Origin of the sequence: Halobaculum sp. D14 (genome assembly GCF_051195135.1) — an archaeon.
GTDB lineage: Archaea > Halobacteriota > Halobacteria > Halobacteriales > Haloferacaceae > JBNTKA01.
Genome location: NZ_JBNTKA010000001.1, coordinates 332902 through 358965 on the forward strand (window position 1 = coordinate 332902; position 26064 = coordinate 358965).

Consider the following 26064-nt stretch of genomic DNA (forward strand, 5'->3'; position numbering starts at 1 on the left):
CATGTCCGAAATCACGCTCGACTCCGTCACGAAACGCTTCGCCGACACGACCGCCGTAGACGACGTCTCGCTCACTATCCGCGACGGCGAGACGCTCGGCGTCGTCGGCCCGTCCGGCTGCGGGAAGACGACGACGCTCCGGCTGCTCGCCGGCTTCGAAACCCCGACGGGCGGCGTCGTCAGGTTCGACGGCGAGGACGTCACGCACGTCCCGCCCGAGCGCCGAACCGTCGGGCTCGTCTTCCAGTCGTACGCGCTGTTCGACAACATGACAGTCCGCGGCAACGTCGAGTTCGGCATGAAGATGCACGGCGTCCCGGCGGCCGACCGGGTCCACGGCGCGCTCCGGCTGCTCCGGATGCTCGGCATCGCCGACCTCGCCGAGCGCGACCCGCGGACGCTCTCCGGCGGCCAGCAGCAGCGCGTCGGCCTCGCCCGCGCGCTCGCCGTCGAACCGCGGGTGCTGCTGCTCGACGAGCCGATGACCGGGCTTGACGCGAAACTGAAACACCAGCTCCGCGCCGAAATCGGCGCGCTGCTCGACGACCTCGACGTCACGACGCTGTACGTCACCCACGACCAGGAGCAGGCGATGGCGATGTGCGACCGCATCGCCGTCATGAACGACGGCGTCGTCGAGCAGGTCGGGACGCCGGAGGCGGTGTACGAACGGCCGACCTCCGCGTTCGTCGCCGACTTCGTCGGCACCTCGAACCTCCTCACGGCGACGGTCCGCGACGGCGCGCTCGACTTCGGCTTCACCGCGGTCGACGCTCCGCGCGACTCGGCGGTCGACTTCGACTACGACGCCGACAGCGCGGACGGCGGCGGCAACGCGGACGACGACGGTGACGGCGATGTCGCCGACCGCGCTGGCGACGTGACCGTCACGGTCCGCCCGGACGACGTCGTCGTCGCGGCGGACGGCTCCGACGCCGGACCGCCGGCCGGGGACGCGACGGCGACGGTCGCGGACCGCTTCTACCTCGGCGAGAAAACCGAGGTCGTCCTCGACGTCGACGGCGGCCCGGAACTGACGGCGGAACTCGGCCGCCACGACCCGGTGCCGGCGGTCGGGGCCACCGTCTCGGTCGGCGTCGACCCGGCCGGAATCCACGTCGTCGACGGCGACGAGTGGCCCGCGGCGTCGACTCCGAGCGCCGAACCGCCGGCGGACAGTCCCGGGGAGCGAGCAGCCGCCCCGGAACCGGACGGCGGCTCGGAGCCGGACCGATGACGCGCCGTATCGCCCACCGCGGGTTCGCCGGCGTCGCCCCGGAGAACACCGTCGCGGCCGCGGTCGCCGCCGCCGAGCACGCCGACGCCGTCGAGGTCGACGCGCAGCTCTCCGCCGACGGCGACGCGGTCCTGTTCCACGACGACCGCCTGGACGACCGCGCCGGCTCGCGCGGCGTCACCGACGGCGACGGCTACGTCTGGGAGTCCACCGCCGCGGACCTCGCCGACCTGTCGGTGTTCGACAGCGGCGAGCCGGTGCCGACGCTCCGCGACCTGTTCGATGCGCTCCCGGACGACACCGCCGTCAACGTCGAACTGAAGAACCCCGGCCGCACCGACCTCCGGCCCGGCGAACTGCTCGACGACGCCGCGCGGCTCGAACGCGCCGGGGTCTGGCGGCCGCTGGTCGACGCCGTCGCGGACGCCGCCGCCGAGGCCGACAACGACGTGCTGCTGTCGTCGTTCTGTGAGGGCGCGCTCGCCGCCGCGCGCGACGCCACGCCGGAGACGCCGCTCGCCGTGCTGCTCTGGGACGACCCGGACGCCGGCCTGGCGCTCGCGCGCCGGTACGACGCCGACGCCATCCACCCGCCGAAAACCGCCGTCGGCGACGCCCGAATCGACGACGCGCACCTCCCGCCGCGGTCGGCGTTCGGCGGCACCGACCTCGTGGGCGTCGCGGCCGACGAGGGCTACGACGTGAACGTCTGGACGGTGACCACGTGGCGCGAAGCCGACGCCCTCCGCGACGCCGGCGTCGACGGCATCATCGCCGACTACCCCGGACTCGGCTGGCGAACCGAGTGACGCAGCGCGGAACGACGGCCGAAGCGGCGCCGGTCTCGGGTCGGCGCCACGAACTCGGGATTTGATATCGCGAAATATAGTTTATACGCGCGGATTTGGGGTACGTTCGGCGCGTCGGGTGCGACGGCCGGCGCGCGGCGTTCGAGAACCGGAAATCCGGGCGTTTGGTAAGACTTACCGGCGCGCACGGGAAGGTCCGGCTATGAGTTCGCTTCCCGAGCGGTCCGAAATCGACGAGGAGTACAAGTGGAGCATCGGCTCCATCTACGCCTCGGACGAGGAGTGGGAGGACGCCTACGAGTCGGTTCGAGAGCGCATCGACGACGTCCGCGCCTACGAGGGCAGAGTGACGGAGTCGGCGGCGACGCTCCGTGAACTGCTGGAGACGTACGAGGACGTGATGCGGGAGGTCGCGACGGTGACGCAGTACGCGAACCTCCGGTCGAACGAGGACACCCGGAACCAGGAGTACCAGGCGATGGCGTCGAAGGCGCAGTCGCTGTCGGCGGAGGCGTCGAGCGCGTCGAGCTTCATCGAGCCGGAACTCCAGCAGCTCGACTGGGACGACGTCGAGTCGTTCATCGACGAGGAGCCGGCGCTCGCCGAGTACGAACACTACTTCGACGACGCGCTCCGGATGAAGCCGCACACCCGCTCCGCCGAGGTGGAGGAGCTGCTCGCCGACCTTTCGGAGGTCACGAACGCGCCGAGCGAGACGTACTCGATGCTGTCGGACGCCGACATGACGTTCCCGTCCGTCGAGGGGCCGGACGGCGAGGAGATCGAGGTGTCACAGGGGAACTTCACGACGCTGCTGCAGAAGCCCGACCGCGACTTCCGCCGGCGCGTCCACGAGTCGTTCTACGAGGAGTGGGCGGACGTCCGCAACACGGTCGGGACGACGCTCGCGAAGTCGACGAAGAAGGACGTGAAGCTCGCCGAGGCCCGGAACTACAACTCCGCCCGGGAGGCGGCGCTCGACGGCCCGAACGTCCCGGTCGAGGTGTACGACAACCTCGTCGGGACGGTCCGCGACAACCTCGACTCGCTCCAGCGGCACGCCGAACTGAAGCGGCGCGCCCTCGACGTCGACGACCTCGAAATGTGGGACGTCTACATGTCGCTGACCGGCGAGGAGGGCCCCGACGTCAGCTACGAGGAGGCGACGGACATGGTCGTCGAGGCCGTCGCGCCGCTCGGCGAGCCGTACCAGCGTCGGATGGCCGAGGGGCTGGAGTCCCGCTGGGTCGACGTCTACGAGAACCGCGGGAAGCGCAGCGGCGCCTACTCCGCCGGCACGTACGACACCCAGCCGTTCATCATGATGAACTACCAGGACGACGTCTCCTCGATGTACACGCTGGCGCACGAACTCGGCCACTCGATGCACTCCGAACTGGCGAAGGAGGCGCAGCCGTGGCAGTACGCGAACTACGAGATATTCGTCGCCGAGGTCGCCTCGACGGTGAACGAGACGCTGCTCACCCAGCACCTGCTGGAGAACGCCGACTCCGACGAACTCCGCCTGCACGCGCTCGACCAGTACCTCGAACGGTTCCGGTCGACGCTGTTCCGCCAGACGATGTTCGCGGCGTTCGAACAGCAGATTCACGAGCACGTCGAGGACGGCAAGCCGCTGACGCCGGACGTCTTCGACGACTACTACGGCGGCCTGAAAGAGGAGTTCTACGCGAACGCCCACGTCGACGACCACATCCGCCGCGAGTGGATGCGCATCCCGCACTTCTACTACAACTTCTACGTCTACCAGTACTCGACGGGCATCTCGGCGGCCGCCGCAATCGTCGAACGCATCCTCGACGGCGGCGAGGACGCCGCCGCGGACTACCGCGACGCGCTGAAAGCCGGCGGCAGCGAGTACCCCATCGACGTACTCGACATCGCCGGCATCGACATGACGTCCGCCGACCCCATCGAGTCCGCAATCGGCGTCTACGACGAGTACCTCGGCCGCGCCGAGGAACTGCTCGACCTGTAGCCGCTCCCCCGGTCTGCTCTCCCCAGCCCGCTCGACCTGCACCGCTCGACCTGTACCGTTCGGCCTTCGGCTTCGACTCGCAGCCCGCACCGCGCCGCACTCGTCGCGTCGCCGGCCGGTTTCGCTCCTCGTTCGTCCGGCTCTCGCCGGCTTCGCCGCGCGATTCACACACCGCGTCGCCGCCGCGGTGTGCGAACCCGAAAAATCCCGGGAGACCCAAAGCCACATTAACGGCGGCCCCCTAGCGAAATCGAGAAATGTCACGGAGTCCGTCCCTCCCCGACCGCCCCCGCCTCGAACTCGACCCGGACATGAGCAAGGCGGAGCGGCTGGAGGCGCTTCGGCAGCACTTCGAGCGCATCGTCCAGGTGAACGAGGAGCTGGACGGCCGGCTCGACGAGGCCGAGACGCAGCGGGAAGACCTCCGCGAGGAGGTCGAGGACCTGAAGGAGCGCAACGAGGCGCTGAAGACGTCGTCGCTGTACATCGCGACCGTCGAGGAACTCACCGACGACGGCGCGGTCATCAAGCAGCACGGCAACAACCAGGAGGTGCTGACGGAGCTGTCGCCGCGGCTCGCCGACGAACTCGAAGCGGGCGACCGCGTCGCCATCAACGACTCGTTCAGCGTCCAGACCGTGCTGGACGACGAGACCGACGCCCGGGCGCAGGCGATGGAGGTCGACGCCTCCCCGGAGGTCACCTACGACGACATCGGCGGCATCGAAGACCAGGTCCGGGAGGTCCGCGAGGCCGTCGAGGACCCGCTCGTGAACGCCGAGCAGTTCCGCGAAATCGGCATCGAGCCGCCGAGCGGCGTGCTGCTGCACGGGCCGCCGGGCACCGGGAAGACGATGCTGGCGAAGGCCGTCGCGAACGAGACGGACGCGACGTTCATCAAGATGGCCGGCTCCGAACTCGTCCGGAAGTTCATCGGCGAGGGCGCCCGGCTCGTCCGCGACCTGTTCGAGCTCGCGAACGAACGCGAGCCCGCGGTCATCTTCATCGACGAGATCGACGCCGTCGCCTCCAAGCGCACGGACTCGAAGACGTCTGGCGACGCCGAGGTGCAGCGCACGATGATGCAGCTGCTCTCGGAGATGGACGGCTTCGACGACCGCGGCGAGGTCCGCATCATGGCCGCGACGAACCGGTTCGACATGCTCGACGAAGCCATCTTGCGCCCCGGCCGGTTCGACCGGCTCATCGAGGTGCCGAAGCCCGGCGCCGAGGGCCGCGAACGCATCCTCGCCATCCACACCGAGGACATGACGGTCGCCGACGACGTCGACTTCGCCGACCTCGCCGCCGAACTCGACGGGTACAGCGGCGCCGACATCGCCGCGCTCACCACCGAAGCCGGCATGTTCGCCATCCGCGACGACCGCACCGAGGTCCGCCGCGAGGACTTCGACCAGGCCCGCGAGAAGGTCGAAACCGACGACGAAGGCGCCGTCACCGACGACAACGCCTTCGGCGCCTACCAGTACTGAGCCGGCGGCCGCGGCCGTCACCGCCGCGACGACTCCGTTCTTCGCCGCTCGCAGTCCACGTCGACTCCCCCGCACTCCTCACTGACTGACCCCGCACGTCGGCTCCGCGTCCGGCCGGAGTGTCGACACCCACTTCTTTCCGGGCCGCCGCAGTCGACGTATGCAGATTCACGTCGCCAGCGGCACCGGCCACGCCCCGACCGCGATGGCCGCCTACGACGCCGCGCTCGCGGACGCGAACCTCCACAACTACAACCTCGTCTCCGTCTCCTCCATCGTCCCGGCGGACGCCGACGTCCGCGTCGTCGACGAGGCGCCGGACCTCGGCCCCGCCGGGAACCGGCTGACGGTCGTGCAGGGGCGCGCGGACGCGACGCCGTCGGACGCCCACGAGACGGACCGCGTGAGCGCCGCGCTGGCGTGGGCGACCGGCCCCGGCCCGGGGCTGTTCTACGAGGCCGACGGCACGGACCCTGACGCCGTCCGGGAGACGGTGCTAGAGGGGCTCGCCGCCGGGGCGGAGCTCCGCGGCTGGACGCTCGACGCCGAGGACTCCGTGGTGGCGACCGCGCCGACCGACGAGGACGCCTACACGGCCGCCGTCGTCGTCGCCGCCTACGGCGAGAGCGAACCGGTCGCCTGAGGCCGGTCGCGGCACGAATCCGGGGCGCCGACGCTTTTATCCCCCGGAACCGCCTATCCGCATCGTATCCTAATGAACGGCAACAACCCGTACGCGGGGGCGCCCGGCGTCGTCGAAGCCGGTCGGCCCGAGGACGTCGACCTCTCGACGGAGCAGAAGGAGTCGCTCCGCCGGGCGGTCGCCGGCATCGTCACCCGGACCGAGTCGTACCTCCCCGAGGGCTACGCCGTCGGCTCGGAGCTCTCGTACGGCGCGAACGGCCCGCAGGCCACCGTCGCCGTCCGCCCCCCGGTCGGCCACCCCGTCAGCGCCGGCTTCTCGCCGGAACTCGACGACCTCGAAGCCGGCCTCGACGACGACGACCGCACCGAGGTCGCGCAGGGACTCGCCGCCAGCGCCGCCGCACAGGTGATGGAGGCCGTCGGCGACGACCTCGAACCGACCGCGCGGTAACCCGTTCGTCACGGCCGCCGCTCGCCACCGAATCGACCCGGAAAATTCGCGGTCCGCCGCCGTTCCTCCTCACCGTCGTCCTCGCTGCCCTCCCCGCGCTACTTCCCCCAGAACGGGTTCTGCTTCCGGCGCTTGTCGAGGTAGGCGTTCAGCGCCTCCACTTCGGTCGCTGAGATTTCGCCGGAGAGTTCCTGCTCCAGGATCTTGGCGTGTTTCTCCGGGAGGTCGACCCACAGTTCGTCGCCCTCCTCGATCTGCCGGCCGACCGTCGGGCCGTCGATGGCGATGGAGACGCGTTCGCCGGCGCGCGCCTCGTCGACGTCGTCGCCCTGCTTCTGGATGCCCGACAGCGTCCCGACGCGGTCCGGTTCGGCGCCGTCGAACGTCGCGAGGTTCCGGTTGTTCTGGAGGACGCCCGACAGCACCTCGACGCCGACGACCGCCGGGTCGTTCTGCCGGAACGTGTGGTCCGGGAGGATGCGGACCTTCGCGGGCCGGTGGATCTTGTCGAGCACCGTCTCCTGCTGGGCGCGCTCCAGTTCGTCGACGTACCGCTCGTACTCCTCGACGAGCTGGTAGATGACGTCGTCGCTGAACAGTTTGACTTCGCTCTCCTCCAGTTCGTCGGCGGCGTTCGACAGCACGTCGACGTTGAATCCGAGGATGACCCGGTTCGTCTCCTCGTTCGCGGTTTCGGCGACCGCGACGTCCCGCGGCGCCACGTCGCCGACTTCGGCGCGCAGAATCGGGATTTCGGCTTCGTCGAGCGCGTTCGCCATCGCTTCGAGGCTGCCGAGCGTGTCGGCTTTCACGACGACGCCGTCCTCGGCGGTCTCCACTTCGATCTGTGCGAGCTCTTCGCGCACCTCCTCGATGACGGCGTCGACGTCGTCGCCGCGGACGACCCGGACCGGCGCGCCCGCCATCGCGTCGTCGAGGTCGGGCGCCGCGATTTTCACGCCGGCCGCCGCCGCCACCTCGTCGACGGTCTCGAACTGCTTTTCGGTCCGGATTTCGGCGTTCGGCCGCGGCTGTAACAGCGCCCGGACCTCCGTGACGATGGGCTCGTTCTGGCCGCCGACGACGATGGTGTCGCCGGTGCGGACGACGCCGTCGTACAGCACGACGTCGAGCGTCGACCCGAAGCCGCGCTCCTCTTTCACTTCGAGCACCGTCCCTTTCCCGGGGCCGGCGACGTCGATCTCCATCTCGTCTTTCATGTACCGCTGGGAGAGCCCCATCAGCACCGTCAGCAGGTCCGGGATGCCTTCGCTGGTCATCGCCGACAGCGGCACGACGCCGATGTTGTTCCGGAAGTCCTGGACGCGCCAGTAGAAGTCCGCGGAGAAGCCGGCGTCCGAGAGGTCGCCGATGAGCTCGTAGAGGTTCTCGTTCAGCGCCGACTCGGCGCGCTCGGACTGCGCTTCGAGGCTCTGCTGAATCGGGGCGCCGCGCTGGGGGTTCCAGCCGGGCGTCGTGTCCACCTTGTTGGCGGCGACGACGAACGGCGTCCCGGTGCGTTTCAGGATGGCGATGGCCTCCTCGGTCTGCGGCTGGAAGCCGTCGTTGACGTCGACGACCAGCACCGCGATGTCGGCGAGCGCGCCGCCGCGCGAGCGGAGCGTCGAAAAGGAGTGGTGGCCGGGCGTGTCGATGAACAGCAGCCCGGGCAGGTCGAAGTCGGTCGGGTCGACGAGCGCGCCCGCCATCTCCGAAATCGTGTCGAGCGGTACGGCCGTCGCGCCGATGTGCTGCGTGATAGCGCCCGCTTCGCCCTCCTGGACGGCGGAGCCGCGGATGCGGTCGAGCAGCGTCGTCTTCCCGTGGTCGACGTGCCCCAGCACCGCCACGATCGGCGTGCGGAGGGAGTCGGCGTCGGTAGTCGCGTCGGTGTCTGCGTTCGTATCTGACATGGCAGCTGACCCCCGAAGAACGGTTGGTTACGGAGTAGTCGGCGCGGACGCGAAGTAAGGGCTTCGACTCGCCCGAGCACGGCCACCACGACCGGGGCGTATTCTCCGAAACACAGCGGAGTCTGCGGGTTTTCACAAGATTCGTGTTTTCAGCTCAATCCGAGTACGTAGTCGGAGTCCGGTCTTCGTCTCTCGGGAGCGGCGGTTCGGCGTCGTGGCGGCTGTACGCGGCGCGTCGCCGTCGGCTCACCGTCAGACGACGGCGTGGCGTTTATGCCGATAGCCCGAGAGTACCGAGGTATGGCAGACATCCTCGCCGAAAACCTCTCCGGGAAGGCCGTGATGGGCTCTGACGGCACGGAGCTCGGCATGCTGTACAACATCACGATGGACCTGAAGACGGGGTCGCTGTCGGACCTGCTGGTCACGCCGAACGAGAACCTCTCGCCGGCGCAGATTCCGTTCGACCGCGACGAGTCCGGTCGCATCCACGTCCCGGTCGGCCGCGTGCAGGCCGTGAAAGACTACATCGTCGTACGGACGTAAGGGCAGATGCAGGTTCTCGACACGTCCGCGTTCACCGAGGAGTACCACACCGACGCCGACACCGCGTCCATCCCGCTCGTCCAGGAGGAACTGGACGGCGAGCCGGCGTTCCGCTTCGACGCCATGGAGGGCTCCGGGATGCACATTCACGTCCCGGACGACCCGACTGTCGAGAAGGTGTCCCGCGCCGCCGCCGAGGCGGACGCCGACCTCTCGGACACCGACGTCCGACTCGTCGCGGCCGCGTTCGAACTCGACGGGACGCTCGTCACGGCCGACCGGGAACTCCGGACCGTCGCCGAACGGCTCGGCGTCGACGTCCGACTCATCGGCGCGGGCGCGGTCGACGACGGCAACGCCACGTTCTCCTGTGTCGGCTGCGGCCGCGAGTTCGACGAGGAACGCGACCGCTGCCCGGTCTGCGGCAGCGACCTGCAGCGCGAAACCGTCGCCTGAACACGACCCGACGACCCAGTACTCACCCTAATTCGGCGCCGACAACGTCCACACTCGGAGCGGCTGCTCCGGCCGGATTCCGCTCCGCGTCGACGCTGCCGAATATTCTCCGATTCCTCTCGCAGTACCGCGGTTTTCTCCCCTGAACGAAGAAACCGAGAAGTCGAGTGCTTCGCACAGATTCCGTCCTACGCTGCGAGGTACTGAATCAGGAACAGGACGCCGTTGTACGCGCCGTGTGCCAGCGCCGGGACGACGAGGTTCCCGGTGTCCTCGTAGAGGGAGCCGAGGACGCAGCCGAGCAGCGTGGCGACGAGGACGTACGCGGCCTGCTGGGTCGCGGTTCCGGTGCCCGCGAAGAAGTGGATGCTGCCGAAGAGGAAGCCGGCGACGGCGACGGCGGCCGGCGCGGGGAGCGCCCGCCGGAGTTCGCCCTGCGCGACGCCGCGGAACAGCAGTTCCTCCGCCGGGCCGACGAACAGCACCGACACGACGACCATGTAGAGGAAGTACACCGGGGCGTCGGCGCCGGGCGACAGCGCGCGGTTCTGCGCGACGTCGACGCCGACGGCGCTGAGCGCGAGCAGCAACGCGTACTGGGCGACGAGCAGCACGACGGCGCCGCCGACGACGAACCCAGATTCGCGCCGCGTCGGCCACCGAATCCGCAGCAGTTCGCGGTCGCCGGCGTAGACGAGAAACAGCACCGCGGCGGCGGCGAAGCCGACGGTCTGCCCGATGGTCTCCGCGACCGCGAGCGCCGGCGACCCCTGCGTCGCGCCGAGAAACCGCCCGACGTCGGCGGCAATCGGAACGAGCGCCGCCGCGGCGACGAACGCCGCGAACACCGCGAGCACCGCCTGGCCGAGCCGAATCGCGACGGCTCCCGGTTCGACGCCGCCGGCGTCCGCCGCGTCGCTGTCGTCCGTCATCGTCACTCCACGTCCAGCCGCCGCTTGTCGGCGACCGCGTCGGCCTCCGCGAACTCGCCGCCGCCGAGCAGCCCGCGCGCGGCGCGCTTCCCCCACTCGACTGCGGGCTGGGTGAACGTCTCCACGTCCGCGAGTTCGCCGTACAGGACGCAGGCCGCCTCGGTCGCGTACAGCAGTTCGCCGACGCCGCGCTCGTCCACACGGTCGATTTCCAGCCGGACGTTCTCGCGGCCAGCGGCGGCGAGGCTCGCCTCCGTCGCGCGGAACTCCGCGTCCAGCAGGTCGCCGAGCGACGACCCGCCGAGGTAGTCCAGGCCCTCGAGGTCGGTCGCCGGAATCTCGCGGTCCGCGGTCTCCGTCGGCCGAATCAGCGTGACGAGCTTGTCGGCCGGGCCGGCGCGGTACAGCTGGAGCTGGCTGTGCTGGTCGGTGACGCCGAGCGCCCGCGCCGGCGTCTGCCCGCGGCCGTCTTTCCCGAGCGACTCGGCCCACAGCTGCGCGAACCACTCCGCGAACCGTTCGAGCGACTCGGCGTACGGCATCACGGCGTTCGTCGCGGCGCCGCGTTCGGCGAGCGCGTACGACACGGCGCCGTAGGCGTACCCCGGCGACTCGGTGAGGCTCCCGGACAGCTTCGCGGCCTCGTCGGCGGCGCCGGCGAGCAGCGCGTCGAGGTCGTGGCCGCACACCGCGGCGGCGAACAGCCCGACGGGCGACAGCGCCGAGAACCGCCCGGGGACGCCGTCTGGGACGGCGAGCGTCGGCAGGTCGTGGCGGTCGGCGAGCTCGCGGAGGTTCCCGTCGGGGCCGGTCGTCACGACGGTCCGCTCGGTCCAGTCGACGCCGGCGGCGTCCATCGCGTCGCGGACGACGAGGAAGTTCGCGAGCGTCTCCGCGGTCGTCCCGGAGCGCGAGACGACGTTTACGACCGTCTCGGCGAGGTCGAGGTCGTCGAGCAGCGCCGTCACCCACGCCGGGTCGACGTTGTCGAGCGCGTACGCGTCGACCGGCGAGTCGAGCGCGTCGGTGATGGTGGCGGCGCCGAGCGCGCTCCCGCCGATGCCGACCGTCAGCACCGACTCCGGGTCGAAGCCGGCGGCGACGCGGCGAATCGGCGCCGGGTCGCACGTCGACGGCAGATTCAGGGCGGCGTAGCCGTGCTCCGCGTCGCGGCGGCCGCGCTCGATGCGGTCGTGCGCGTCGGCGACGCGGTCGTCGAGGTCGTCGAGGGCCGCGCGGTCGAGGCCGAGCGCCCCGTCCAGCGCGTTCCCGATGTCCGCTCGCATAGCCGAGACGGGGGGCGCCGCCCCGAAAACTCTGCCGTCCGCCGCCGAGTCGGGACGCCGAGACGGCTCGCCGAGCCAGCACGCCGCGGTCGTGGCGCGCGTGACGCGGGGCTTATGCCGAACCGGACTGAACCGTCGGTCATGACAGACGGCGACGACGCCGGGGGGAGCTACCGGGGGCTGTTCGGGGCGTTCCCGTACGCCTTCCGGCGCAGCGACTCGCTGCTGTTCCGGTCGTACGCGGTCGTCGGCGGCGTCGCGGCGCTGCTGTTGACGGTGCTGTTCGCGCTGGCGCTCGTCACGCTGTTCGGCGCGACCGCCGGCGCCCGCTTCTCGGTCGCCCGCGCGTTCTTCTTCCTCGTCGGCCTCGCCGCCGTCGGCCCGACGGTGACGCCGGTGCTGCTCGTCGCCCGGTCGCACCGCCGCGGAATCAGCCGCCGGGACGGCTACGACGCCGCGCTCGCCGCGGCCGGCTACCTGTTCCTCGCGTCGCTGTACCTCGGCGCGGTCACCGCGGCGCCGCCGTCGCTCCGATCGCCCGCCACCGGCCCCGTCGTCGCCGCGCTGTACGACCTGCCGTCGATAGCCGCGCTCGCGTTCCCCGTCACCGGGTCGGCGCTCATCTGGGCCGCACACCGCCTCCGCCGCTGACCCCGGGCTGCGACCACTGGCCACGCCGCCGACCCTCCGCGAGCGGCCTGCCGCCGACCGACCATCCACGGTCGACGCGCCGCGAAACCGGGAAATGCCTCCGCCGCGTACACCGGGCAATGACAGACCGAGACATCGACATGGACGCGCTCACCGACGCGCTCGAATCGGCGTCCGACGCGGAGCCCGCCGACCCGAGCGGCGAGAAGGAAGGGACGTTCCTCGTCACCCACGCCGACGAGGACTCCGCGGTGCTCCGCGACGTCACCTCCGGACAGGTCCACACGCTGTCGTCGAACCCCGGCGTCGACGCCGGCGAAGCCATCGAGGGCGTCGTCGCGCCCGACCCGCCGATGAACGTCTCCTGGCAGCTCGTCGAGGTGGAGTCGCGCCGCAGCATCGAACTCGTCGACAGCGACCAGTCGCCGACCCAGAACGCCCTCGACATCGCCGCCGACCAGGACGTCGGCGAACTCACCCGCACCGAACGCGCCGGCGACGGCGAACTCCACGTCATCACGGTCCCCGAAGCCGACACCGCCGACGCCGCCGCGGATGTCCTCGACGACCGCGACACGACGCTCAGCCGCGCGGCCCGACTCGGCGTCAACCGCGTCGAAGTCCGGACCGCACCCGGCGTCGTCGTCGTCCGATACCTCCCCTGACTTCCGGATTTCGGCGCTGTCTGCGGTTCTCTCGACGACTCCGCAGCCGAGGGATTCCTTCGCCACCACTGAACATAAACTGCCTGTCGCGATATCGAATCCTCGGAAGTCAGTCGTCACAGCCGCTTCGCGGAACGCGGAGCCACAGAGAAAAACCGGTTCGTCGGCGCTCGATTCGGCCGTTTCGCTACTCGGCGCGTCGCCGCCGGACCTCCGGAATCGGCCGGAGGACGCCGAACGCGACGCGGACGCAGAGGAAGCCGACGCCGAGGCCGACCAGCAGTATCGGCAGCACCGAAAACGGCACCGTGTCCGTGAAGAGGCCCGCGGCGATGGCGACGATGAGCGCGGCGCCCGACGCCCCGAGCAGCCACACCCCTTTGCGGCTCCGGTCGGACGCCATCGTCAGCGCCGCGAACACGGCGGCCGCGGCGACGCCGACCCACCACAGCTCCGTCGCGACCCCGGTGGTCGTCATCAGCACGAAGCCGACGGCGATGTTCGTCGCGGCGACCGCGACGTCCTGCAGCACGATAGTCCGGTCTGGAGGGCGCACGCCGGACCACTCGCCCGAGTCGCCCTAAAGGCTGCGTCCGGGCGGACCGGCGAGCCTGCGCGGCGCCGAATCGGCGGTCGCCGCCCGGCTCAGCTCAGGTCCCGCCGCGAGAACCAGAGCTGGCTGGCTGCGACGAGGACGACCGCGGCGCCGAGCAGGACGCCGGCGCCGACGAGGTCGTAGGTGTGGTCGAGCAGGATCGCGTTCGGGTCGAGGTACCGCATCGGCGCGACGTTCCCGACCCACGCGTAGTCGGCGCCGGACACCACGGTTTCGAGCAGGTACAGCCCGAACACGACGCCGAGCGCGCCGCGCTGGGCGGTCGACGCGCGGTCGACGCTCACCGACAGCGTCAGCCCGATGGCGGCACAGCACAGCAGGTACGGAATCGACAGCAGGTGCATCATCGCGACCGCGACGACGTCGACCGGGTAGCCGACGGCCGACGAGGCGACGACCACGACGACCGGCGTCGTGACGTTGATGGCGACGATGGGCACGAGAAGCGCCGCGAACTTCTCGGCGACGAGCCGCGCACGCGACACCGGCAGCGACAGCAGCAGGTCGATGTGGCCGCGGTCGACGTCGTCGGCGACGACGCCCGCCGCCGCGTACGCCACGTAGATACCGACGAGCAGCATCCAGCCGGCCGTGTACAGCTCCGTCGCGAGGAACCCCTCGATGGTGGTGAGCGACCGAACGTTGAACGCCTCCATCAGCGCGTCCGGGTACGCCGACAGGAGCTGGTCGAGCTGCTCGGGCGTCAGGCTCACCGCGAACGACGGGTACACCGACACGAAGAACGCGGCGGCGACGCCGAGCAGCGCCGCCATCGCGGCGGCGCCCCGCAGCCGCTTTCGCGCCTCGTACGCGGCGATTTCAAGCATCGTCGCCCCCGTAAAACCGCATGAACACCTCGTCGAGCGGCGCCTCCTCCACGTCGAACTCGCGGAGCTCCAGGTCGGCGACGGCGGCCGTGAGGTCGTTGACGTCGCCGGTGAACGTGAACGACACGTCGGTCTCCACCTGGTCGGCGTCTGTGCCGGCGCCGCGGACGACGCGCCGGTCGAGGTCGTGGACGCCGTCGAAGTCGAACGTCGACGCCGGCGGCTCGCCGACGACGCGGAGCCTGACGACCTTCCCGCTCCGGGTCAGCAGCTCCGAGACGGACTCGGTCGCGACGAGTTCGCCGTCGCGGAGCACGGCGACGCGGTCGCAGAGCCGCCGCACCTCGCTCAGCACGTGCGACGAGAAGAACACGGTGACGCCGCGGCTCCGCTCGGCCTGCACGAAGTCGTTGAACTCCCGCTGGACGAGCGGGTCGAGCCCGGACGTCGGCTCGTCCATGATGACGAGCGCCGGGTCGTGCATGAACGCCTGCACGACGGCGAGCTTCTGGACGTTCCCGGTCGAGTAGTCCCGGACCGGCCGGTCGAGCGGCACGTCGAACCGGTCGAGCAGTTCGGCGCGTCGGCTGTCGCCTTTGACGTCGCCGTGCAGGTCGAGAATCTCCGCGCCGGTCGACCCCGCGTCGAACGTCGGGCTCGCCGGGACGTAGCCGAGTCGCCGCTTCGCCTCCAGCAGGTCGCGCTCCGCCCGGACGTCCGCGCCGAGGACGGTCGCGGTCCCCGACGTCGGCGTCTGAATCCCGAGCAGCGTCCGAATCGCCGTCGTCTTCCCGGCGCCGTTCGGCCCGAGAAAGCCGAGGATTTCGCCCTCCTCGACCGTGAACGACAGCGAGTCGACGCCGACGACCTCGCCGTACCGCTTGGTGAGGTCGGACACTTCGATGGCTGCCATGTCGGAGCCACGTCAGCCCGCGGGGATAGCTGTTCTGGCGACGCCGATGCGGCCGCCCGCGCCGCAGACCCGTCGAGCCAGACTCAGAGCACCCGGAACACCCGGACCGTGTCCCGGTCGCCCGGTTCTTCGAGCAGCTGCGCCAGCCCGCGGTCGGAGAACACGCGCTTCCAGTTCCGGTGGTACAGCGGGAACTCGTCTTGCACGTAGCTCACCTCCGCGCCCTCTCGGCCGCGCTCCGGGCTGTTCCCCTCGTTCTCGGCGGTGACGAGCAGGTTCGACGCGACGCGCGCCAGCTCGTCGAACACCCACTCGTCGTCGGGGTGGACGTGCTGGAGCGTCTCGACGGAGAACACCACGTCGAACGCGTCGTCGTCGAACTCCGGGACCAGGTCTTCGAGCGCGCCGACGTGGAACGTCCCGGTTTCGGCGAGCCGCGGGAAGTACTCCGCCATCACGTCGAACGACTCGTCGTTGAGGTCGACGCCGGTGAGGTTCTCGTAGCCGCGCTCGCGGAGGTGCGCGAGGTGGCGGCCGGAGCTACAGCCGACTTCGAGGACCGCGGCGTCCTCGTCGACGTACAGGTCGAAGACGTCCGCGAGCACGTCGCTCACCTCGTTCGGGCCGCGCTCGGCGTAGTACGCCGGGGAGTAGTCGCCCGAGCGTTCCGCCCAGCCGCGGTGGTTGGTCTCCGGGTCCATACCCCAACCGTGCGGCCCCGGAAGTATAGGCTCCGCGAAACCCTGGCTGCGCACTGCCGAGCTGGTTTGATATCGCTATATTCGATTTATCGTGTTGGGGAGCGAGCTTTGACTCTCACTGTGGCACACCAGCAGCGCTGCCGGACGACTGATTCGGGTCCACGACGAGGGACAGCCGCTCCGCGCCGATACGGTTCCGGTCCGTCCGTGGCCGCGTCAGACGGGCGCATCGGCGAAGAAGAAGGCTTATTCGGCGCGCGGGGGGAGTCGCCTGCATGGCTCGATTCGAGGTACCGGAGGTCGATTACACCCGGTACACGAACCGGCAGCTCGCCGCCGTCCCGCTCGCGGTGCTCGCCGTCGCCCTCGTCGTCATCGGCGGGATGTTCGTCGCGACGGGCGCGCCGGTGGACCCCGGGATCGACTTCACCGGCGGCACGCAGCTCCGCGTCGCGGTCGACGCGCCGAGCGGGCAGGCCCAAGAACAGATACGGGCGGCGTTCTCGGCGACGCCCGACACCATCCAGTCGGTGCAGGGAAGCGACATCTACATCGTGACGTTCGAGAAGAGCGACGTCTCCGCGACGCAGCTCGAACAGCAGGCCCAGCAGGCCGGCTTCACCGTCCAGTCGACCGAGAACGTCTCCGCTGGCTTCGGCCAGCAGACGCAGTGGCTCGCGCTCGGCGGGGTCGTCGTCGCGTTCCTCGGCATGTCGGTGCTGGTGTTCGGGATGTTCCGGTCGTTCGTCCCGTCCATCGCCGTCGTCGTCTCGGCGTTCTCCGACATCGTCATCCCGGTGGCGCTGATGAACCTCCTCGGCATCGAACTCACGCTCGGGACGGTCGCGGCGCTCCTGATGCTCATCGGGTACTCCGTCGACTCCGACATCCTCCTGAACAACCACGTCCTCCGGCGCTCGGGTGACTTCTACGAGTCCACCCACCGCGCGATGCGGACGGGTGTGACGATGACGCTGACGTCGCTCGCCGCGATGGCCGTGATGGCGGTCGCCGCGACGCTGCTCGGCATCGGACTGCTCTCCAGCATCGGCATCATCCTGGTGTTCGGGCTGGCCGCCGACCTGATGAACACGTATATGCTGAACCTCAGTCTGCTTCGCTGGTACAAGTTCGAGGGGGTGGCGCGATGAGCGTCGTCGACTCCGTCAAGGACAACTGGCGGGTCGGGCTGCTCATCCTCGTGCTGCTCGGCTCCACGGTGTTCCTGTTCGCGCCCGGGTTCGCGCCGCAGGCCCCCGTCGGCGGTGAAGGGCAGGCCGCCGACCGGCCGACGAACCTGAAGTACGGCCTCCAGCTCTCCGGCGGTGCGCGCGTCCGCGCGCCCCCGGTCGGCATCACCGCCGAGGAGGTCCAGTTCGGCCAGACCCCGGTGAGCGAAGTCGAAGCCGCGGTGGCGGCGAACATCGAGGGCGTCGACGCGACCGACGTCATCGCGCGCCGCACCACCCAGACGCAGGGCACCGTGGAGGTCGTCACCGAGAACGTCACGCAGACCGAACTCGGAACCGCCCTCCAGGAGGCCGGCTACGAGTACGCGACCATCCGCGACGGCGTGACCGAGGCGACGCGGCAGGAAATCGTCCGCGTCCTCGAATCGAAGATCAACGAGGCGGGGCTGTCCGGCGGCACGGTCCGCGTGTCGACGACGGCGGGCGGCGAGCACTTCATCATCGTCGAGGTGCCGGGCCAGGACCGCCAGAGCGTCATCGACCTGGTGAACCGCCGCGGGACGGTCCGTATCACGGCCTACCACCAGGTGAACGGGTCGTACGTCAACACCACCGTCCTCACGCAGGGCGACTTCAAACGCATCGGGTCCGCGAAGGAGGCGCAGTCCGGCCCCGGCGCGTACGTCCCGGTGGCCGTCGAGGACTCCGAGGCAGAACGGGTCCAGCGCCTGTTCGTCGAAACCGGCGTCGCACAGCAGGGCGGGTCGCAGTGTACCTTCCCGAGTAACAGCACGGAGCCGTGCATCCTGGTCATCCGCGACGGCCGCGTCGTCTCCTCGTTCGGGATGACGCCGAGTCTCGCCCAGTCGATGCGGCAGGGCGAGTGGGCGAAGGACCCGGCGTTCCGGCTGTCGACGCAGAACCTCTCCGAGGCGCAGCAGGTCGCCGTCGACCTCCGCGCCGGCGCGCTCCCCGCGCCGCTCGACGTCGGTGAAGGCGGCGAAGGGACGTCGTCGTACATCTCGCCCGCGCAGGGTGAGCGGTTCAAGACCGACTCGCTGCTCATCGGGCTCGTCGCGGTGCTCACCGTGAGCGCCGTCGTGTTCTTCCGGTACGGCGAGGCCGAGGTCGCGCTGCCGATGATCGTCACCGCGATGGCGGAGGTGTACGTGCTGCTCGGCATCGCGGCGCTCATCAAGTACCCGCTGGACCTGTCGGTCATCGCCGGGTTCATCGCCGTCATCGGGACCGGTGTCGACGACCTCGTCATCATCGCCGACGAGGTGATGAGCGAGGGCGACGTGAACAGTCGCCGCGTCTTCCAGTCGCGCTTCCGGAAGGCGTTCTGGGTCATCGGCGCCGCCGCCGCGACCACCATCGTCGCGATGTCGCCGCTCGCCGTGCTGTCGCTCGGCGACCTGCAGGGGTTCGCCATCTTCACCATCCTCGGCGTGCTGGTCGGCGTCCTCATCACCCGGCCCGCCTACGGCGACATCCTGCGCGCGCTCCTCACCGACCGCTGACGGCTCCGCCCGGTCCGGCCTCCCCCGGCCCGACCCGGCCGAGTCCGATTCGGCTCGCTGCGTTTTCCGCGCCGCGACGGACCGATTCTCGGTGGCTCGACGAGATTGGCCACAATCTCCAAACAGCGCCCGCTGGACGGTCCGTACAGCGCAATGAATCAGTTAGCCGAGTTCGACCACCGGACCGGTCGCGACGCCGGGTCGGGGTCGCTCCGAAACCTCGCGGAGTACTACGACTGGGAACTGGACGAGGCGACGGCGTTCGGGCTTGGCGGCGGTGTCGCGTCCGTCGCGGTCGACCGGCCCGAGGGCGACCGACCCGGCTTCCTCGGGCGGGTGCCGTGGCTCGACGAGCAGTTCTTCGAGTCCATCGACGTGACGTACCGCGTCCGCGACGGGTTCGACTTCGGGACGGCGTGGGAGAACGTCGCGGGGCGCGTCGACGCCGAGGAGCCGCCGCTGTTGACGCTCGACCCGGCCGAGCTGCGGCACGTGCCGCGGACGCAGTCGGTGCCGGCGCACACCGTCGTCGCCATCGGCGTCGGCGACGACAGCATGCTCGTGTCGGACCCGACCCGGGACGAACCGGTCGAACTCGACCGCGAGACGCTGGAGGCGGCGTGGTCCGTCGACGCCCCGGTGTCGACCGCGAACCGGTACGTCGTCGCGGAGTTCGGCGCCGACGCGGACCTCGAAACGGCGGCGAACCGGGCGCTCCGCGAGACCACCGGCTACGTCCTCGACACCGCGACGTACGACCGGACGCTCGGCGGCTCCGACGATTACGGCGACCACGGCCCCGACGCGCTCCGGTCGCTCGCAGCCGACCTCGACGGCTGGACGGACCCGGGCGACGAGTCGGCGATCAGGCTGCTCCGGCGCGCCGTCACCGAGCACGGCCGCGGCGCCGCGTACCGCCGGCTGTACGCCGAGTCGCTGACGGTGCTGGCGTCGGAGGCCGGCGTCGGCGGCGGACAGTCGGGGAAGATGGACGACGTCGCCGACGAGTGGGAGGCGTTCGCAGACCACCTCGCGGACGCCGCGGAGGCGTACGAGACGGACGCCCGCGTCGCCGCGCTCGACCGGGCCGCGGCGACGCTCGCGGACATCGCCGACCAGGAGGAGGCGTTCTTCGAGCACGTCCGCGAGGAACTGTAGCGGTTAGTCGCCGCGTTCGGCGTCGAGCCAGTCGACGGCGGCGGCTTCGAGGCGGTCGAGCGCTGCTTCGACGGTGAGTTCGTCGGTGTCGAGCGTCAGGTCGGCCCGCGGCGGTTCGAACGCCGCGTCGACGGCGTACACGCCGCGCTCCGAGATCGGCTCGTCGCGGGCGCGGTTCCGGGCGACGCACGTCTCCACGGCGGCGTCCACCCAGACGACGTAGACGTTCCGGAGCGTCTGGAACCGGACGCGCCACTCCCGCCTGTGGAAGGTGCCGTCGAGAATCCAGTCGGCGTCGCTGCCGGCGACCCGCTCGTACATGCGCTCGTACGTGCGGCGCCGGTAGTCGTCCGAGTGCAGCAGTTCGAACGTGTAGCCCGCGTCGGCCAGTCGGCGCTGCAGCCCCGTCGCGAGCGTCGTCTTCCCCGACGCCGGAAGTCCGCAGAGCAGCACGAACACGGCCGTGGCGTCGGCCGCTGAACGGAAAGCGGTTGCCGCCGCGGGTCCGGCGCGGACTCGCGGTCCCGTCGAACGCGCCCCGAATCGGCCCGAACGTTGACCTTCGCCGCGGCCGAACCGCGCCGCATGGTCGCACTGTTCTGTGACAACTGCGGCGAGAAGTGGGAGTACACCGGCGACAAACCGACGGGGGCGTACGTCGACTGTCCGCAGTGCGGCCACGACGTCGAGATTTCGGAGTTCGGCGAGTAGCCGGCCGCCGGACGGTCACTCCGTACCGCGGCAGACCGCTGTTTTTGCGTTCTCGGAACGGATTCCCGAGCGATTTGTCCGTAGCCGTGGGTTCGCCAGCCGCCGCGGTTCGTGGTATGAGTTGACGTCCCAATTAAACACGCTAAGGACGAAATAGTGGATGAATGTATATTATCATTATCGTTCATAATGTTTTTCTGTTGGCGGGAGGACGCGGCAGATGAGGTCAACACGATGGCTGTACGCACCCACGCATCCGGCCGACCGACCCGTGAATCGACCACCAGACCACCCCAGCCGCCGACATGAACACCACCCCGATGACAAAGACCGACCCACGAACCGAAGAACTGCGAACCGAAGCGCCCCTCGTCCCCGACCTGCGTCGGCGCGAGCGACCCGACACCGACGAACTCCGATTCGAACTCGCAGCGATTCGTAGCCGACTCGACAGCATCGAACGAGCGATGCAGCCCGACACGGAGGATATCTGATGAACCCGACTGAACTCGACGACGACGTCTTCACCCGCGACATCGACAACCCGAAAGCCCGCGAACTCCGCGAGATGTTCGACTCGCAGGACTTCGTGTTCGCGCCCGGCATGTACCACGCGCTCGACGCGCGGCTCGCCGAGATGACCGGCCACGACGCCGCCTACATGAGCGGCTACTCGACGGTCCTCGGCCAGTTCGGCTTCCCGGACCTCGAGATGGTGACGATGACCGAGATGGTCGAGAACGCCAAGCGGATGGTCGAAGCCACCAACATTCCGGTCATCGCCGACTGCGACACCGGCTACGGCGGCATCCACAACGTCCGCCGCGCCGTCCGCGAGTACGAGAAGGCCGGCGTCGCCGCCATCCACATCGAAGACCAGACGACGCCGAAGCGCTGCGGCCACATCGCCGGCAAGCAGATCGTCTCCCAGGAGGACGCCCGGGCCCGGTTCGAGGCCGCCGTCGACGCGAAGCAGTCCGAGGACACCGTCATCATCGCCCGGACGGACGCGTACGGCTCCGCGAACGGCGACTGGGAGGAACACCTCGAACGCGGCCGCATCTACGCCGACGCCGGCGTCGACATGGTCTGGCCGGAGATGCCGGACCCGAGCCGCGAAGACGCCGTCGAGTACGCCGAAACCATCCACGAAACCCACCCGGACCTCGACCTCGCGTTCAACTACTCGTCGTCGTTCGAGTGGAGCGCCGAGGACGACCCGCTCACGTTCCAGGAGCTCGGCGACCTCGGCTACAAGTACATCTTCATCACGCTGTTCGGGCTGCACTCGGGCGCCCACAGCGTCTACGAGGACTTCAAGACGCTCGCCGAAGAGGACGAGCAGGGCCAGTTCGACCTGGAGCAGCGCTACATCGGCCACGAGACCGAGAGCCACCACGAACTCTCGTTCGTCTCGCGCTACCAGGACATCGAAGCCGAGTTCGACCCGGAGGCGAAAAAGCGCATGGAGGAGTCCGAGGGCTTCTCGGAGGAGGAATCCGACCCCATCAGCACCGACGACGACTGACGACCCGCGACGCGACCGCCGGCTCCGCCACCGGCGTCGCAGGTGCTCCATGCTGACCGTGGCTGCCGACGCGCCGGCGCGCTGACCCGCCGCCGGCGCCGCTTTCTCTCGACGTCCGTGCGTCGCGAGCCGCGTCGCTGACGGATGCTTCGACTTCGATGCGATAGCGAGCGTCCGGCGCCCCAGAGCGACGTCACTGCCGGGCGTAGTGTTCAGAAAATCGAGTTACGCTATGTCGCCTCTCGGCGGAGCGGAACCCTCGTTATGCGCGGACGACGTTCGTCGCGCGCGGGCCCTTCGGGGCCTGTTCGATGTCGAATTCGATCTCGGTCCCCTCCGTCAGGTCCTCGCCACCAACGTCCTCCATGTGGAAGAATACGTCGTCGTCAGCGTCGTCCGTCTCGATGAAACCGTAGCCGCCTGTGTCGTTGAAGAAATCAACCTTACCGTTTGCCATTGCAACCAAACGAACGCCGGGTACACGGATAAGGGTTCCGACTATGTTTTCTCAGACGAAAAATTACTGGAAGAACGACTAGCGACAAACTGACTTCGGATACATTTGTCCGCGGACGTGGCCGTTCAGCGGGACACGGTGCCGTTCTCGGAACAATCGCCCGAGGCTTCCGACGAACCCGCGGTTTCCGACTCGCGTCCGGCCGCCCGTCCCCGAGCGCGGGACGACGGCCGCGAGCGCGGCGGCGTTCGGGCGGCCGCTCGATTTTTGCGGGAGCCGCGCGGACAGCCGACGATGGCGACGCACCACATTCCGAAGGGGGTGAGTTTCGACACGCTCACGGACGTCATCGCCGGCTGGGACGCCGTCGGCGCGGCGGCCGAGCCGAAACACACCGCGGACGTGGAGGAGGCCACGGGCATCTCGGACGCGGTCGGCCGGCAGAGCCGGTTCCTCGAAGAACTCGGGGTGCTCGCCGAAGAGGGGCAGAAACACCGGCTGACCGACCGCGGCCAGGCGCTCGCCGGCGCGCTGGCCGTCGGCGACGACGAGCGCGCGAAGGGCCGCGCCCGCGACCTGCTCGCAGACTGGCCGGTCACCGAGGAGCTCCGGGGCGTCGTCCGCGACAACCCGACCGACCAGGAGGCGCTCGTCCCCCTCCTCGCGGCCGTCACGGGACAGGACGCCGCCGACGAGCGCGTCCGCAACGGCCTCACGACGCTGCTGGACCTGTTCGAGTGGGCCGACCTGCTCGCACGCGACGACGACGGCCGCTACCGGCTCCCGGAGGCCGACCGAGCCGGCGCCGACGAACAGGGGAGTACGGCGGGCCGGCCCGCGACGACCGCCGAGTCGACGGCGACGGCAGCGCTCGAACGGGTCGCCGCCGAAGCGGAGCGAGCCGCGGAACGCGCGGCGGACGCAGAAGCGTCGGCCGCGGCGTCCGCGGACGAAATCGAGGCAGCCGCCGAACGCGTCCACGACCGCCTCGACGCGGTCGCTGACCGGGCCGACACGGCGGAGTCGACGGTGGACGAGACGGCCGAGTCGGCCGACGAAGTCGCAGACCGGGTGGAGGCGCTCGAAGACGCGGTCGAGGCGGCCGCCGACGAACTCGACGCGGTCACCGAGCAGGCCCGGGAACTCGGCGCAACGGCGGGAGAGCCGGCGGCAGAAGCCGAGGAGCGGCCGGAATCGGAGTCAGAACCGACGCCGGAGTCGCCGCCGGAGCGCGGAGCGGTCCCCGGCGGCGAAGCCGTCGAACCGAGCGGTGTGCCGCCGACTGAGGCGGACTCCAGGCCGGCGGCCGAGTCGGAACGCGCCGAATCCCCCGAAGCGGTCGAACCGGCCGAAGCGCCCGAGCCGGCGTCCGTGGAGACCGGCGAAACCGAGTCTGTCGTCGAGGCGACCGAACCCGGAGAGCCGGAGCCGGCGGGCCGACGCGACGGCGTCGAGCAGGTCGGCGTCATCGACGGCGACGCCGACGCCGACGCGGAAACAGCCGGCGGCGACGAATCAGAGCGAGAGGCCGCCGACGGGTCGCAGCCGGCGGTCGAATTCGAGCTCGGTGACGGCACCGGCGTCAGCATCGGCGCCGCGGACGGCGGCATCGAAATCACCGTCGACGGCGACGTCGACCTCGCGGACCTCCGGTCGCGCGACGACGTCACGCTCCACGGCATCCCGGACGCCGTCACTGACATCGACGCCGACGACCTCCGGACGGACGGCGGCACCGACGGGGTCGACGGCGACGACGACGTCCGGGTGTCGGAAGCCGGCGACGCGGTCACCATCGAAATCGACGCCGGCCCCGGAATCACGGTCTCCGTCTCCGACGAGTCGGGCGGCGAATCCGGTACCGAATCACCCGACGAGGAAGTTGCGGCCGAATCGGGCGACGGGTCGGAGACGGCCGAGGAGCACGGGGCCGCCGAGGAGGCGGAGACGGATGAGGAGTCAGGCGACGCGGCTGCAGAGCGCGCGGAGGAAGGCGCGGCGGAACCGACGGAGGAGTCGGCGACCGAAGAGGCGGACGAGCAGGGTACAGAAGCCGGCGAAGCGGACGAGCAGCGGGACGGAGCCGAAGAACGACTCGACACGGATGCCGCCATCGACGTCGGCGACGCCGGCGAGGTTTCGGCGTCCGACGTCGCGTCGCTCGTCGCCGAAATCGAGGCCGCCGCTCAGGATGCGATGGACGCCGCCGAGGACGCCGAAGAGGCCGCGACGGTCGCACAGCAGGCCGTCGAAGCCGTCGACGGCACCGCCGCACAGTCCGAGGCGGACGGCGCCGCGCCGAACGGTGATGCGGACGGTCACGCGCTCTCGCTCGGCGTCGACCTCGACGCCGACCCCGAGGACCTGGAGGTACTCGTCCGCGGGATTCGGCGCGGGCTGACCGAAGAGACCGGCGAATCGGCCGGCGGCGCGGAATCCGAGTGAGTACGTGGCTGGCGCGGAGAATCGGGAGTGGGCCTCGGCACTCCCGATCACAATCTATCCATAGTGAATGTGTTTAGCGCGTCTATAGCGCCCGCTCGTTCCGTTACTGCTCGTCCAACATCCGGATACCGCGCTCCACGACCGCTTCGGTCACGAAGACACTCGTCTCACGCTGGAGTGCTCGCATGAGTGACGCCGCCTCGTCTCCATCCAGCAATCCGCGGTCGTAACCGAGCGCGATGACGCCGATAGAGCCGTGCACTTCGACGCCCGCGTCGGACGCTGTCCGCCGAGCGGCGAGGTCGTCGGTTAGAAGAACGATTCCTCGCTCTTCAGCGACCGCAATCGCGGCGCGTTCTCCAGCGTCCAGTTCTTCGGCCCCGACTCGGCTTTCATCGGCTTCGACGAGTTCGTACGAGAGGTCGGGCAAACTGTCCGGAACACCGCCGGCCTCGACTTCCTCGTAAACCGTCTCTGGAACAAGTAGTGTGTCAAACGTCGAGAACAGTTCAAGTGAATCGATTTCGGCGAGGTGAATGAGCGGTCCCGCGTCCGAGACAGCCGCAAGCGTCACGCGTTCAGACCCCAGTCCACGTCTTCCTCCACGACCTCACGCTCTCGGTCCGCTCGTTCGACTTTCGTCCGACCGACGCGCTCGATGGCTTCCTCGCGGTCGAGTTCGCATTCGAGGTACTGTGCGAGTACGAGGTCCTCCCACAGGTCTTCAAGACCGCGTTCGAGTGCTCGTTCGAACACCTCCGACTCCGGAAGGCCGCGAGCTTCCGCGATTTCTCGAACCCGGTTGGAAATTTCGGCAGCCATATAGTGTGATTACTCGGCAACGTTCATAAATCCGTGTCCGCTCGCTCGATGGGAACCTGCCCGGGGCCTATGTCTACCGTGGCCATACTC

The 26064-nt window shown here is 69.8% G+C and carries 28 protein-coding genes; 17 read left to right on the forward strand and 11 right to left on the reverse strand.

Annotation, left to right across the window (positions count from 1 at the left end; translation table 11 throughout):
* Window position 1 precedes the first annotated feature (1 nt).
* The 6 genes from ACQUST_RS01660 (at window position 2) to ACQUST_RS01685 (ending at window position 6634) form a co-directional block, all read left to right on the forward strand.
* Window positions 2-1237 carry an ABC transporter ATP-binding protein gene (locus tag ACQUST_RS01660; protein WP_435124192.1) on the forward strand — a complete coding sequence of 412 codons (1236 nt, stop codon included), beginning with the start codon at window positions 2-4 and terminating at the stop codon, window positions 1235-1237.
* The gene (locus ACQUST_RS01665) at window positions 1234-2046 is read left to right on the forward strand and encodes a glycerophosphodiester phosphodiesterase (RefSeq protein WP_435124194.1); all 813 of its coding nucleotides are present in this window, start codon (window positions 1234-1236) and stop codon (window positions 2044-2046) included. Before ACQUST_RS01660 ends, ACQUST_RS01665 begins: the two co-directional genes overlap by 4 nt.
* Window positions 2047-2248: 202 nt before the next feature.
* Entirely contained in the window at window positions 2249-4045 is a 1797-nt protein-coding gene (gene pepF / locus ACQUST_RS01670; protein ID WP_435124196.1) for an oligoendopeptidase F, read from the forward strand.
* A 257-nt stretch (window positions 4046-4302) separates the two neighbouring features.
* A complete protein-coding gene (gene pan2, locus ACQUST_RS01675) occupies window positions 4303-5538 on the forward strand; it encodes a proteasome-activating nucleotidase Pan2 (protein WP_435124198.1) in 1236 nt (411 codons plus the stop codon).
* Window positions 5539-5698: 160 nt separating this feature from the next.
* Entirely contained in the window at window positions 5699-6181 is a 483-nt protein-coding gene (locus ACQUST_RS01680; protein WP_435124200.1) for a pyruvoyl-dependent arginine decarboxylase, read from the forward strand.
* A gap of 72 nt (window positions 6182-6253) precedes the next feature.
* The gene (locus ACQUST_RS01685) at window positions 6254-6634 is read left to right on the forward strand and encodes a DUF5811 family protein (protein WP_435124201.1); all 381 of its coding nucleotides are present in this window, start codon (window positions 6254-6256) and stop codon (window positions 6632-6634) included.
* Between the two features lie 98 nt (window positions 6635-6732).
* Here ACQUST_RS01685 and infB read toward each other — a convergent pair whose 3' ends face one another.
* Window positions 6733-8547 (reverse strand): translation initiation factor IF-2, encoded by a 1815-nt coding sequence (gene infB / locus ACQUST_RS01690; RefSeq protein WP_435124203.1) that lies wholly within the window; start codon window positions 8545-8547, stop codon window positions 6733-6735.
* 300 nt (window positions 8548-8847) lie between these two features.
* Between infB and ACQUST_RS01695 the strand changes: the two genes are divergently transcribed.
* Window positions 8848-9093 carry a PRC-barrel domain-containing protein gene (locus tag ACQUST_RS01695; RefSeq protein ID WP_435124205.1) on the forward strand — a complete coding sequence of 82 codons (246 nt, stop codon included), beginning with the start codon at window positions 8848-8850 and terminating at the stop codon, window positions 9091-9093.
* A 6-nt stretch (window positions 9094-9099) separates the two neighbouring features.
* Window positions 9100-9549 (forward strand): NOB1 family endonuclease, encoded by a 450-nt coding sequence (locus ACQUST_RS01700; protein WP_435124206.1) that lies wholly within the window; start codon window positions 9100-9102, stop codon window positions 9547-9549.
* A 188-nt stretch (window positions 9550-9737) separates the two neighbouring features.
* Here ACQUST_RS01700 and ACQUST_RS01705 read toward each other — a convergent pair whose 3' ends face one another.
* Window positions 9738-10481 (reverse strand): CPBP family intramembrane glutamic endopeptidase, encoded by a 744-nt coding sequence (locus ACQUST_RS01705; RefSeq protein WP_435124207.1) that lies wholly within the window; start codon window positions 10479-10481, stop codon window positions 9738-9740.
* A gap of 2 nt (window positions 10482-10483) precedes the next feature.
* Window positions 10484-11767, reverse strand: a complete 1284-nt coding sequence (locus tag ACQUST_RS01710; protein ID WP_435124209.1) for a glucose-6-phosphate isomerase — start codon at window positions 11765-11767, stop codon at window positions 10484-10486.
* Between the two features lie 141 nt (window positions 11768-11908).
* On the opposite strand from ACQUST_RS01710, the gene ACQUST_RS01715 reads away from it, so the two are divergent.
* On the forward strand, window positions 11909-12418 hold the full coding sequence (locus ACQUST_RS01715) for a hypothetical protein (protein ID WP_435124211.1): 510 nt from the start codon (window positions 11909-11911) through the stop codon (window positions 12416-12418).
* A gap of 140 nt (window positions 12419-12558) precedes the next feature.
* Window positions 12559-13083 carry a DUF5812 family protein gene (locus tag ACQUST_RS01720; protein ID WP_435126076.1) on the forward strand — a complete coding sequence of 175 codons (525 nt, stop codon included), beginning with the start codon at window positions 12559-12561 and terminating at the stop codon, window positions 13081-13083.
* A gap of 187 nt (window positions 13084-13270) precedes the next feature.
* Here ACQUST_RS01720 and ACQUST_RS01725 read toward each other — a convergent pair whose 3' ends face one another.
* The 4 genes from ACQUST_RS01725 to ACQUST_RS01740 all read right to left on the reverse strand — a co-directional run bounded on the left by ACQUST_RS01725 (window position 13271) and on the right by ACQUST_RS01740 (window position 16140).
* Window positions 13271-13639: a hypothetical protein gene (locus ACQUST_RS01725; RefSeq protein ID WP_435124212.1), complete on the reverse strand. Its 369-nt coding sequence runs from the start codon at window positions 13637-13639 to the stop codon at window positions 13271-13273.
* An 89-nt stretch (window positions 13640-13728) separates the two neighbouring features.
* A complete protein-coding gene (locus ACQUST_RS01730) occupies window positions 13729-14526 on the reverse strand; it encodes an ABC transporter permease subunit (RefSeq protein ID WP_435124214.1) in 798 nt (265 codons plus the stop codon).
* Window positions 14519-15439: an ABC transporter ATP-binding protein gene (locus tag ACQUST_RS01735; protein ID WP_435124216.1), complete on the reverse strand. Its 921-nt coding sequence runs from the start codon at window positions 15437-15439 to the stop codon at window positions 14519-14521. The genes ACQUST_RS01730 and ACQUST_RS01735 overlap by 8 nt, the downstream gene beginning before the upstream one ends.
* 83 nt (window positions 15440-15522) lie before the next feature.
* A complete protein-coding gene (locus tag ACQUST_RS01740; protein WP_435124218.1) occupies window positions 15523-16140 on the reverse strand; it encodes a class I SAM-dependent methyltransferase in 618 nt (205 codons plus the stop codon).
* 275 nt (window positions 16141-16415) lie between these two features.
* Between ACQUST_RS01740 and secF the strand changes: the two genes are divergently transcribed.
* The 3 genes from secF to ACQUST_RS01755 all read left to right on the forward strand — a co-directional run bounded on the left by secF (window position 16416) and on the right by ACQUST_RS01755 (window position 20011).
* Window positions 16416-17291, forward strand: a complete 876-nt coding sequence (secF, locus tag ACQUST_RS01745; protein WP_435124219.1) for a protein translocase subunit SecF — start codon at window positions 16416-16418, stop codon at window positions 17289-17291.
* Window positions 17288-18853 carry a preprotein translocase subunit SecD gene (locus ACQUST_RS01750; RefSeq protein ID WP_435124220.1) on the forward strand — a complete coding sequence of 522 codons (1566 nt, stop codon included), beginning with the start codon at window positions 17288-17290 and terminating at the stop codon, window positions 18851-18853. The genes secF and ACQUST_RS01750 overlap by 4 nt, the downstream gene beginning before the upstream one ends.
* Window positions 18854-19006: 153 nt before the next feature.
* Window positions 19007-20011 (forward strand): BtrH N-terminal domain-containing protein, encoded by a 1005-nt coding sequence (locus ACQUST_RS01755; protein WP_435124222.1) that lies wholly within the window; start codon window positions 19007-19009, stop codon window positions 20009-20011.
* A 3-nt stretch (window positions 20012-20014) separates the two neighbouring features.
* Here ACQUST_RS01755 and ACQUST_RS01760 read toward each other — a convergent pair whose 3' ends face one another.
* Window positions 20015-20470 (reverse strand): AAA family ATPase, encoded by a 456-nt coding sequence (locus ACQUST_RS01760; protein WP_435124224.1) that lies wholly within the window; start codon window positions 20468-20470, stop codon window positions 20015-20017.
* 126 nt (window positions 20471-20596) lie between these two features.
* Between ACQUST_RS01760 and ACQUST_RS01765 the strand changes: the two genes are divergently transcribed.
* The 3 genes from ACQUST_RS01765 to aceA all read left to right on the forward strand — a co-directional run bounded on the left by ACQUST_RS01765 (window position 20597) and on the right by aceA (window position 22250).
* The gene (locus ACQUST_RS01765) at window positions 20597-20722 is read left to right on the forward strand and encodes a hypothetical protein (RefSeq protein WP_435124225.1); all 126 of its coding nucleotides are present in this window, start codon (window positions 20597-20599) and stop codon (window positions 20720-20722) included.
* 320 nt (window positions 20723-21042) lie between these two features.
* Entirely contained in the window at window positions 21043-21216 is a 174-nt protein-coding gene (locus ACQUST_RS01770) for a hypothetical protein (RefSeq protein WP_435124227.1), read from the forward strand.
* Window positions 21216-22250 carry an isocitrate lyase gene (aceA, locus tag ACQUST_RS01775; RefSeq protein WP_435124228.1) on the forward strand — a complete coding sequence of 345 codons (1035 nt, stop codon included), beginning with the start codon at window positions 21216-21218 and terminating at the stop codon, window positions 22248-22250. The genes ACQUST_RS01770 and aceA overlap by 1 nt, the downstream gene beginning before the upstream one ends.
* A 262-nt stretch (window positions 22251-22512) precedes the next feature.
* Here the strand turns inward: aceA and ACQUST_RS01780 are convergent, their stop codons facing one another.
* Window positions 22513-22707, reverse strand: coding sequence for a cold-shock protein (locus tag ACQUST_RS01780; RefSeq protein WP_435124230.1), 195 nt, complete (start codon window positions 22705-22707; stop codon window positions 22513-22515).
* A gap of 294 nt (window positions 22708-23001) precedes the next feature.
* Here ACQUST_RS01780 and ACQUST_RS01785 point away from each other — a divergent pair, with 294 nt between their 5' ends.
* The gene (locus tag ACQUST_RS01785; RefSeq protein ID WP_435124232.1) at window positions 23002-25152 is read left to right on the forward strand and encodes a hypothetical protein; all 2151 of its coding nucleotides are present in this window, start codon (window positions 23002-23004) and stop codon (window positions 25150-25152) included.
* 103 nt (window positions 25153-25255) lie between these two features.
* Here ACQUST_RS01785 and ACQUST_RS01790 read toward each other — a convergent pair whose 3' ends face one another.
* Window positions 25256-25726, reverse strand: a complete 471-nt coding sequence (locus tag ACQUST_RS01790; protein WP_435124233.1) for a nucleic acid-binding protein — start codon at window positions 25724-25726, stop codon at window positions 25256-25258.
* A complete protein-coding gene (locus tag ACQUST_RS01795; RefSeq protein WP_435124235.1) occupies window positions 25723-25974 on the reverse strand; it encodes a hypothetical protein in 252 nt (83 codons plus the stop codon). Before ACQUST_RS01795 ends, ACQUST_RS01790 begins: the two co-directional genes overlap by 4 nt.
* Between the last annotated feature and the right edge of the window lie 90 nt (window positions 25975-26064).

Bases quoted from the DNA above. Each gene is read 5' to 3' on its own strand.
- ACQUST_RS01660 (WP_435124192.1), top strand. From the start codon at position 2: ATGTCCGAAATCACGCTCGACTCCGTCACGAAACGCTTCGCCGACACG.
- ACQUST_RS01665 (WP_435124194.1), top strand. From the start codon at position 1,234: ATGACGCGCCGTATCGCCCACCGCGGGTTCGCCGGCGTCGCCCCGGAG.
- pepF (WP_435124196.1), top strand. From the start codon at position 2,249: ATGAGTTCGCTTCCCGAGCGGTCCGAAATCGACGAGGAGTACAAGTGG.
- pan2 (WP_435124198.1), top strand. From the start codon at position 4,303: ATGTCACGGAGTCCGTCCCTCCCCGACCGCCCCCGCCTCGAACTCGAC.
- ACQUST_RS01680 (WP_435124200.1), top strand. From the start codon at position 5,699: ATGCAGATTCACGTCGCCAGCGGCACCGGCCACGCCCCGACCGCGATG.
- ACQUST_RS01685 (WP_435124201.1), top strand. From the start codon at position 6,254: ATGAACGGCAACAACCCGTACGCGGGGGCGCCCGGCGTCGTCGAAGCC.
- infB (WP_435124203.1), bottom strand. From the start codon at position 8,547: ATGTCAGATACGAACGCAGACACCGACGCGACTACCGACGCCGACTCC.
- ACQUST_RS01695 (WP_435124205.1), top strand. From the start codon at position 8,848: ATGGCAGACATCCTCGCCGAAAACCTCTCCGGGAAGGCCGTGATGGGC.
- ACQUST_RS01700 (WP_435124206.1), top strand. From the start codon at position 9,100: ATGCAGGTTCTCGACACGTCCGCGTTCACCGAGGAGTACCACACCGAC.
- ACQUST_RS01705 (WP_435124207.1), bottom strand. From the start codon at position 10,481: ATGACGGACGACAGCGACGCGGCGGACGCCGGCGGCGTCGAACCGGGA.
- ACQUST_RS01710 (WP_435124209.1), bottom strand. From the start codon at position 11,767: ATGCGAGCGGACATCGGGAACGCGCTGGACGGGGCGCTCGGCCTCGAC.
- ACQUST_RS01715 (WP_435124211.1), top strand. From the start codon at position 11,909: ATGACAGACGGCGACGACGCCGGGGGGAGCTACCGGGGGCTGTTCGGG.
- ACQUST_RS01720 (WP_435126076.1), top strand. From the start codon at position 12,559: ATGGACGCGCTCACCGACGCGCTCGAATCGGCGTCCGACGCGGAGCCC.
- ACQUST_RS01730 (WP_435124214.1), bottom strand. From the start codon at position 14,526: ATGCTTGAAATCGCCGCGTACGAGGCGCGAAAGCGGCTGCGGGGCGCC.
- ACQUST_RS01735 (WP_435124216.1), bottom strand. From the start codon at position 15,439: ATGGCAGCCATCGAAGTGTCCGACCTCACCAAGCGGTACGGCGAGGTC.
- ACQUST_RS01740 (WP_435124218.1), bottom strand. From the start codon at position 16,140: ATGGACCCGGAGACCAACCACCGCGGCTGGGCGGAACGCTCGGGCGAC.
- secF (WP_435124219.1), top strand. From the start codon at position 16,416: ATGGCTCGATTCGAGGTACCGGAGGTCGATTACACCCGGTACACGAAC.
- ACQUST_RS01750 (WP_435124220.1), top strand. From the start codon at position 17,288: ATGAGCGTCGTCGACTCCGTCAAGGACAACTGGCGGGTCGGGCTGCTC.
- ACQUST_RS01755 (WP_435124222.1), top strand. From the start codon at position 19,007: ATGAATCAGTTAGCCGAGTTCGACCACCGGACCGGTCGCGACGCCGGG.
- ACQUST_RS01765 (WP_435124225.1), top strand. From the start codon at position 20,597: ATGGTCGCACTGTTCTGTGACAACTGCGGCGAGAAGTGGGAGTACACC.
- ACQUST_RS01770 (WP_435124227.1), top strand. From the start codon at position 21,043: ATGACAAAGACCGACCCACGAACCGAAGAACTGCGAACCGAAGCGCCC.
- aceA (WP_435124228.1), top strand. From the start codon at position 21,216: ATGAACCCGACTGAACTCGACGACGACGTCTTCACCCGCGACATCGAC.
- ACQUST_RS01780 (WP_435124230.1), bottom strand. From the start codon at position 22,707: ATGGCAAACGGTAAGGTTGATTTCTTCAACGACACAGGCGGCTACGGT.
- ACQUST_RS01785 (WP_435124232.1), top strand. From the start codon at position 23,002: ATGGCGACGCACCACATTCCGAAGGGGGTGAGTTTCGACACGCTCACG.
- ACQUST_RS01795 (WP_435124235.1), bottom strand. From the start codon at position 25,974: ATGGCTGCCGAAATTTCCAACCGGGTTCGAGAAATCGCGGAAGCTCGC.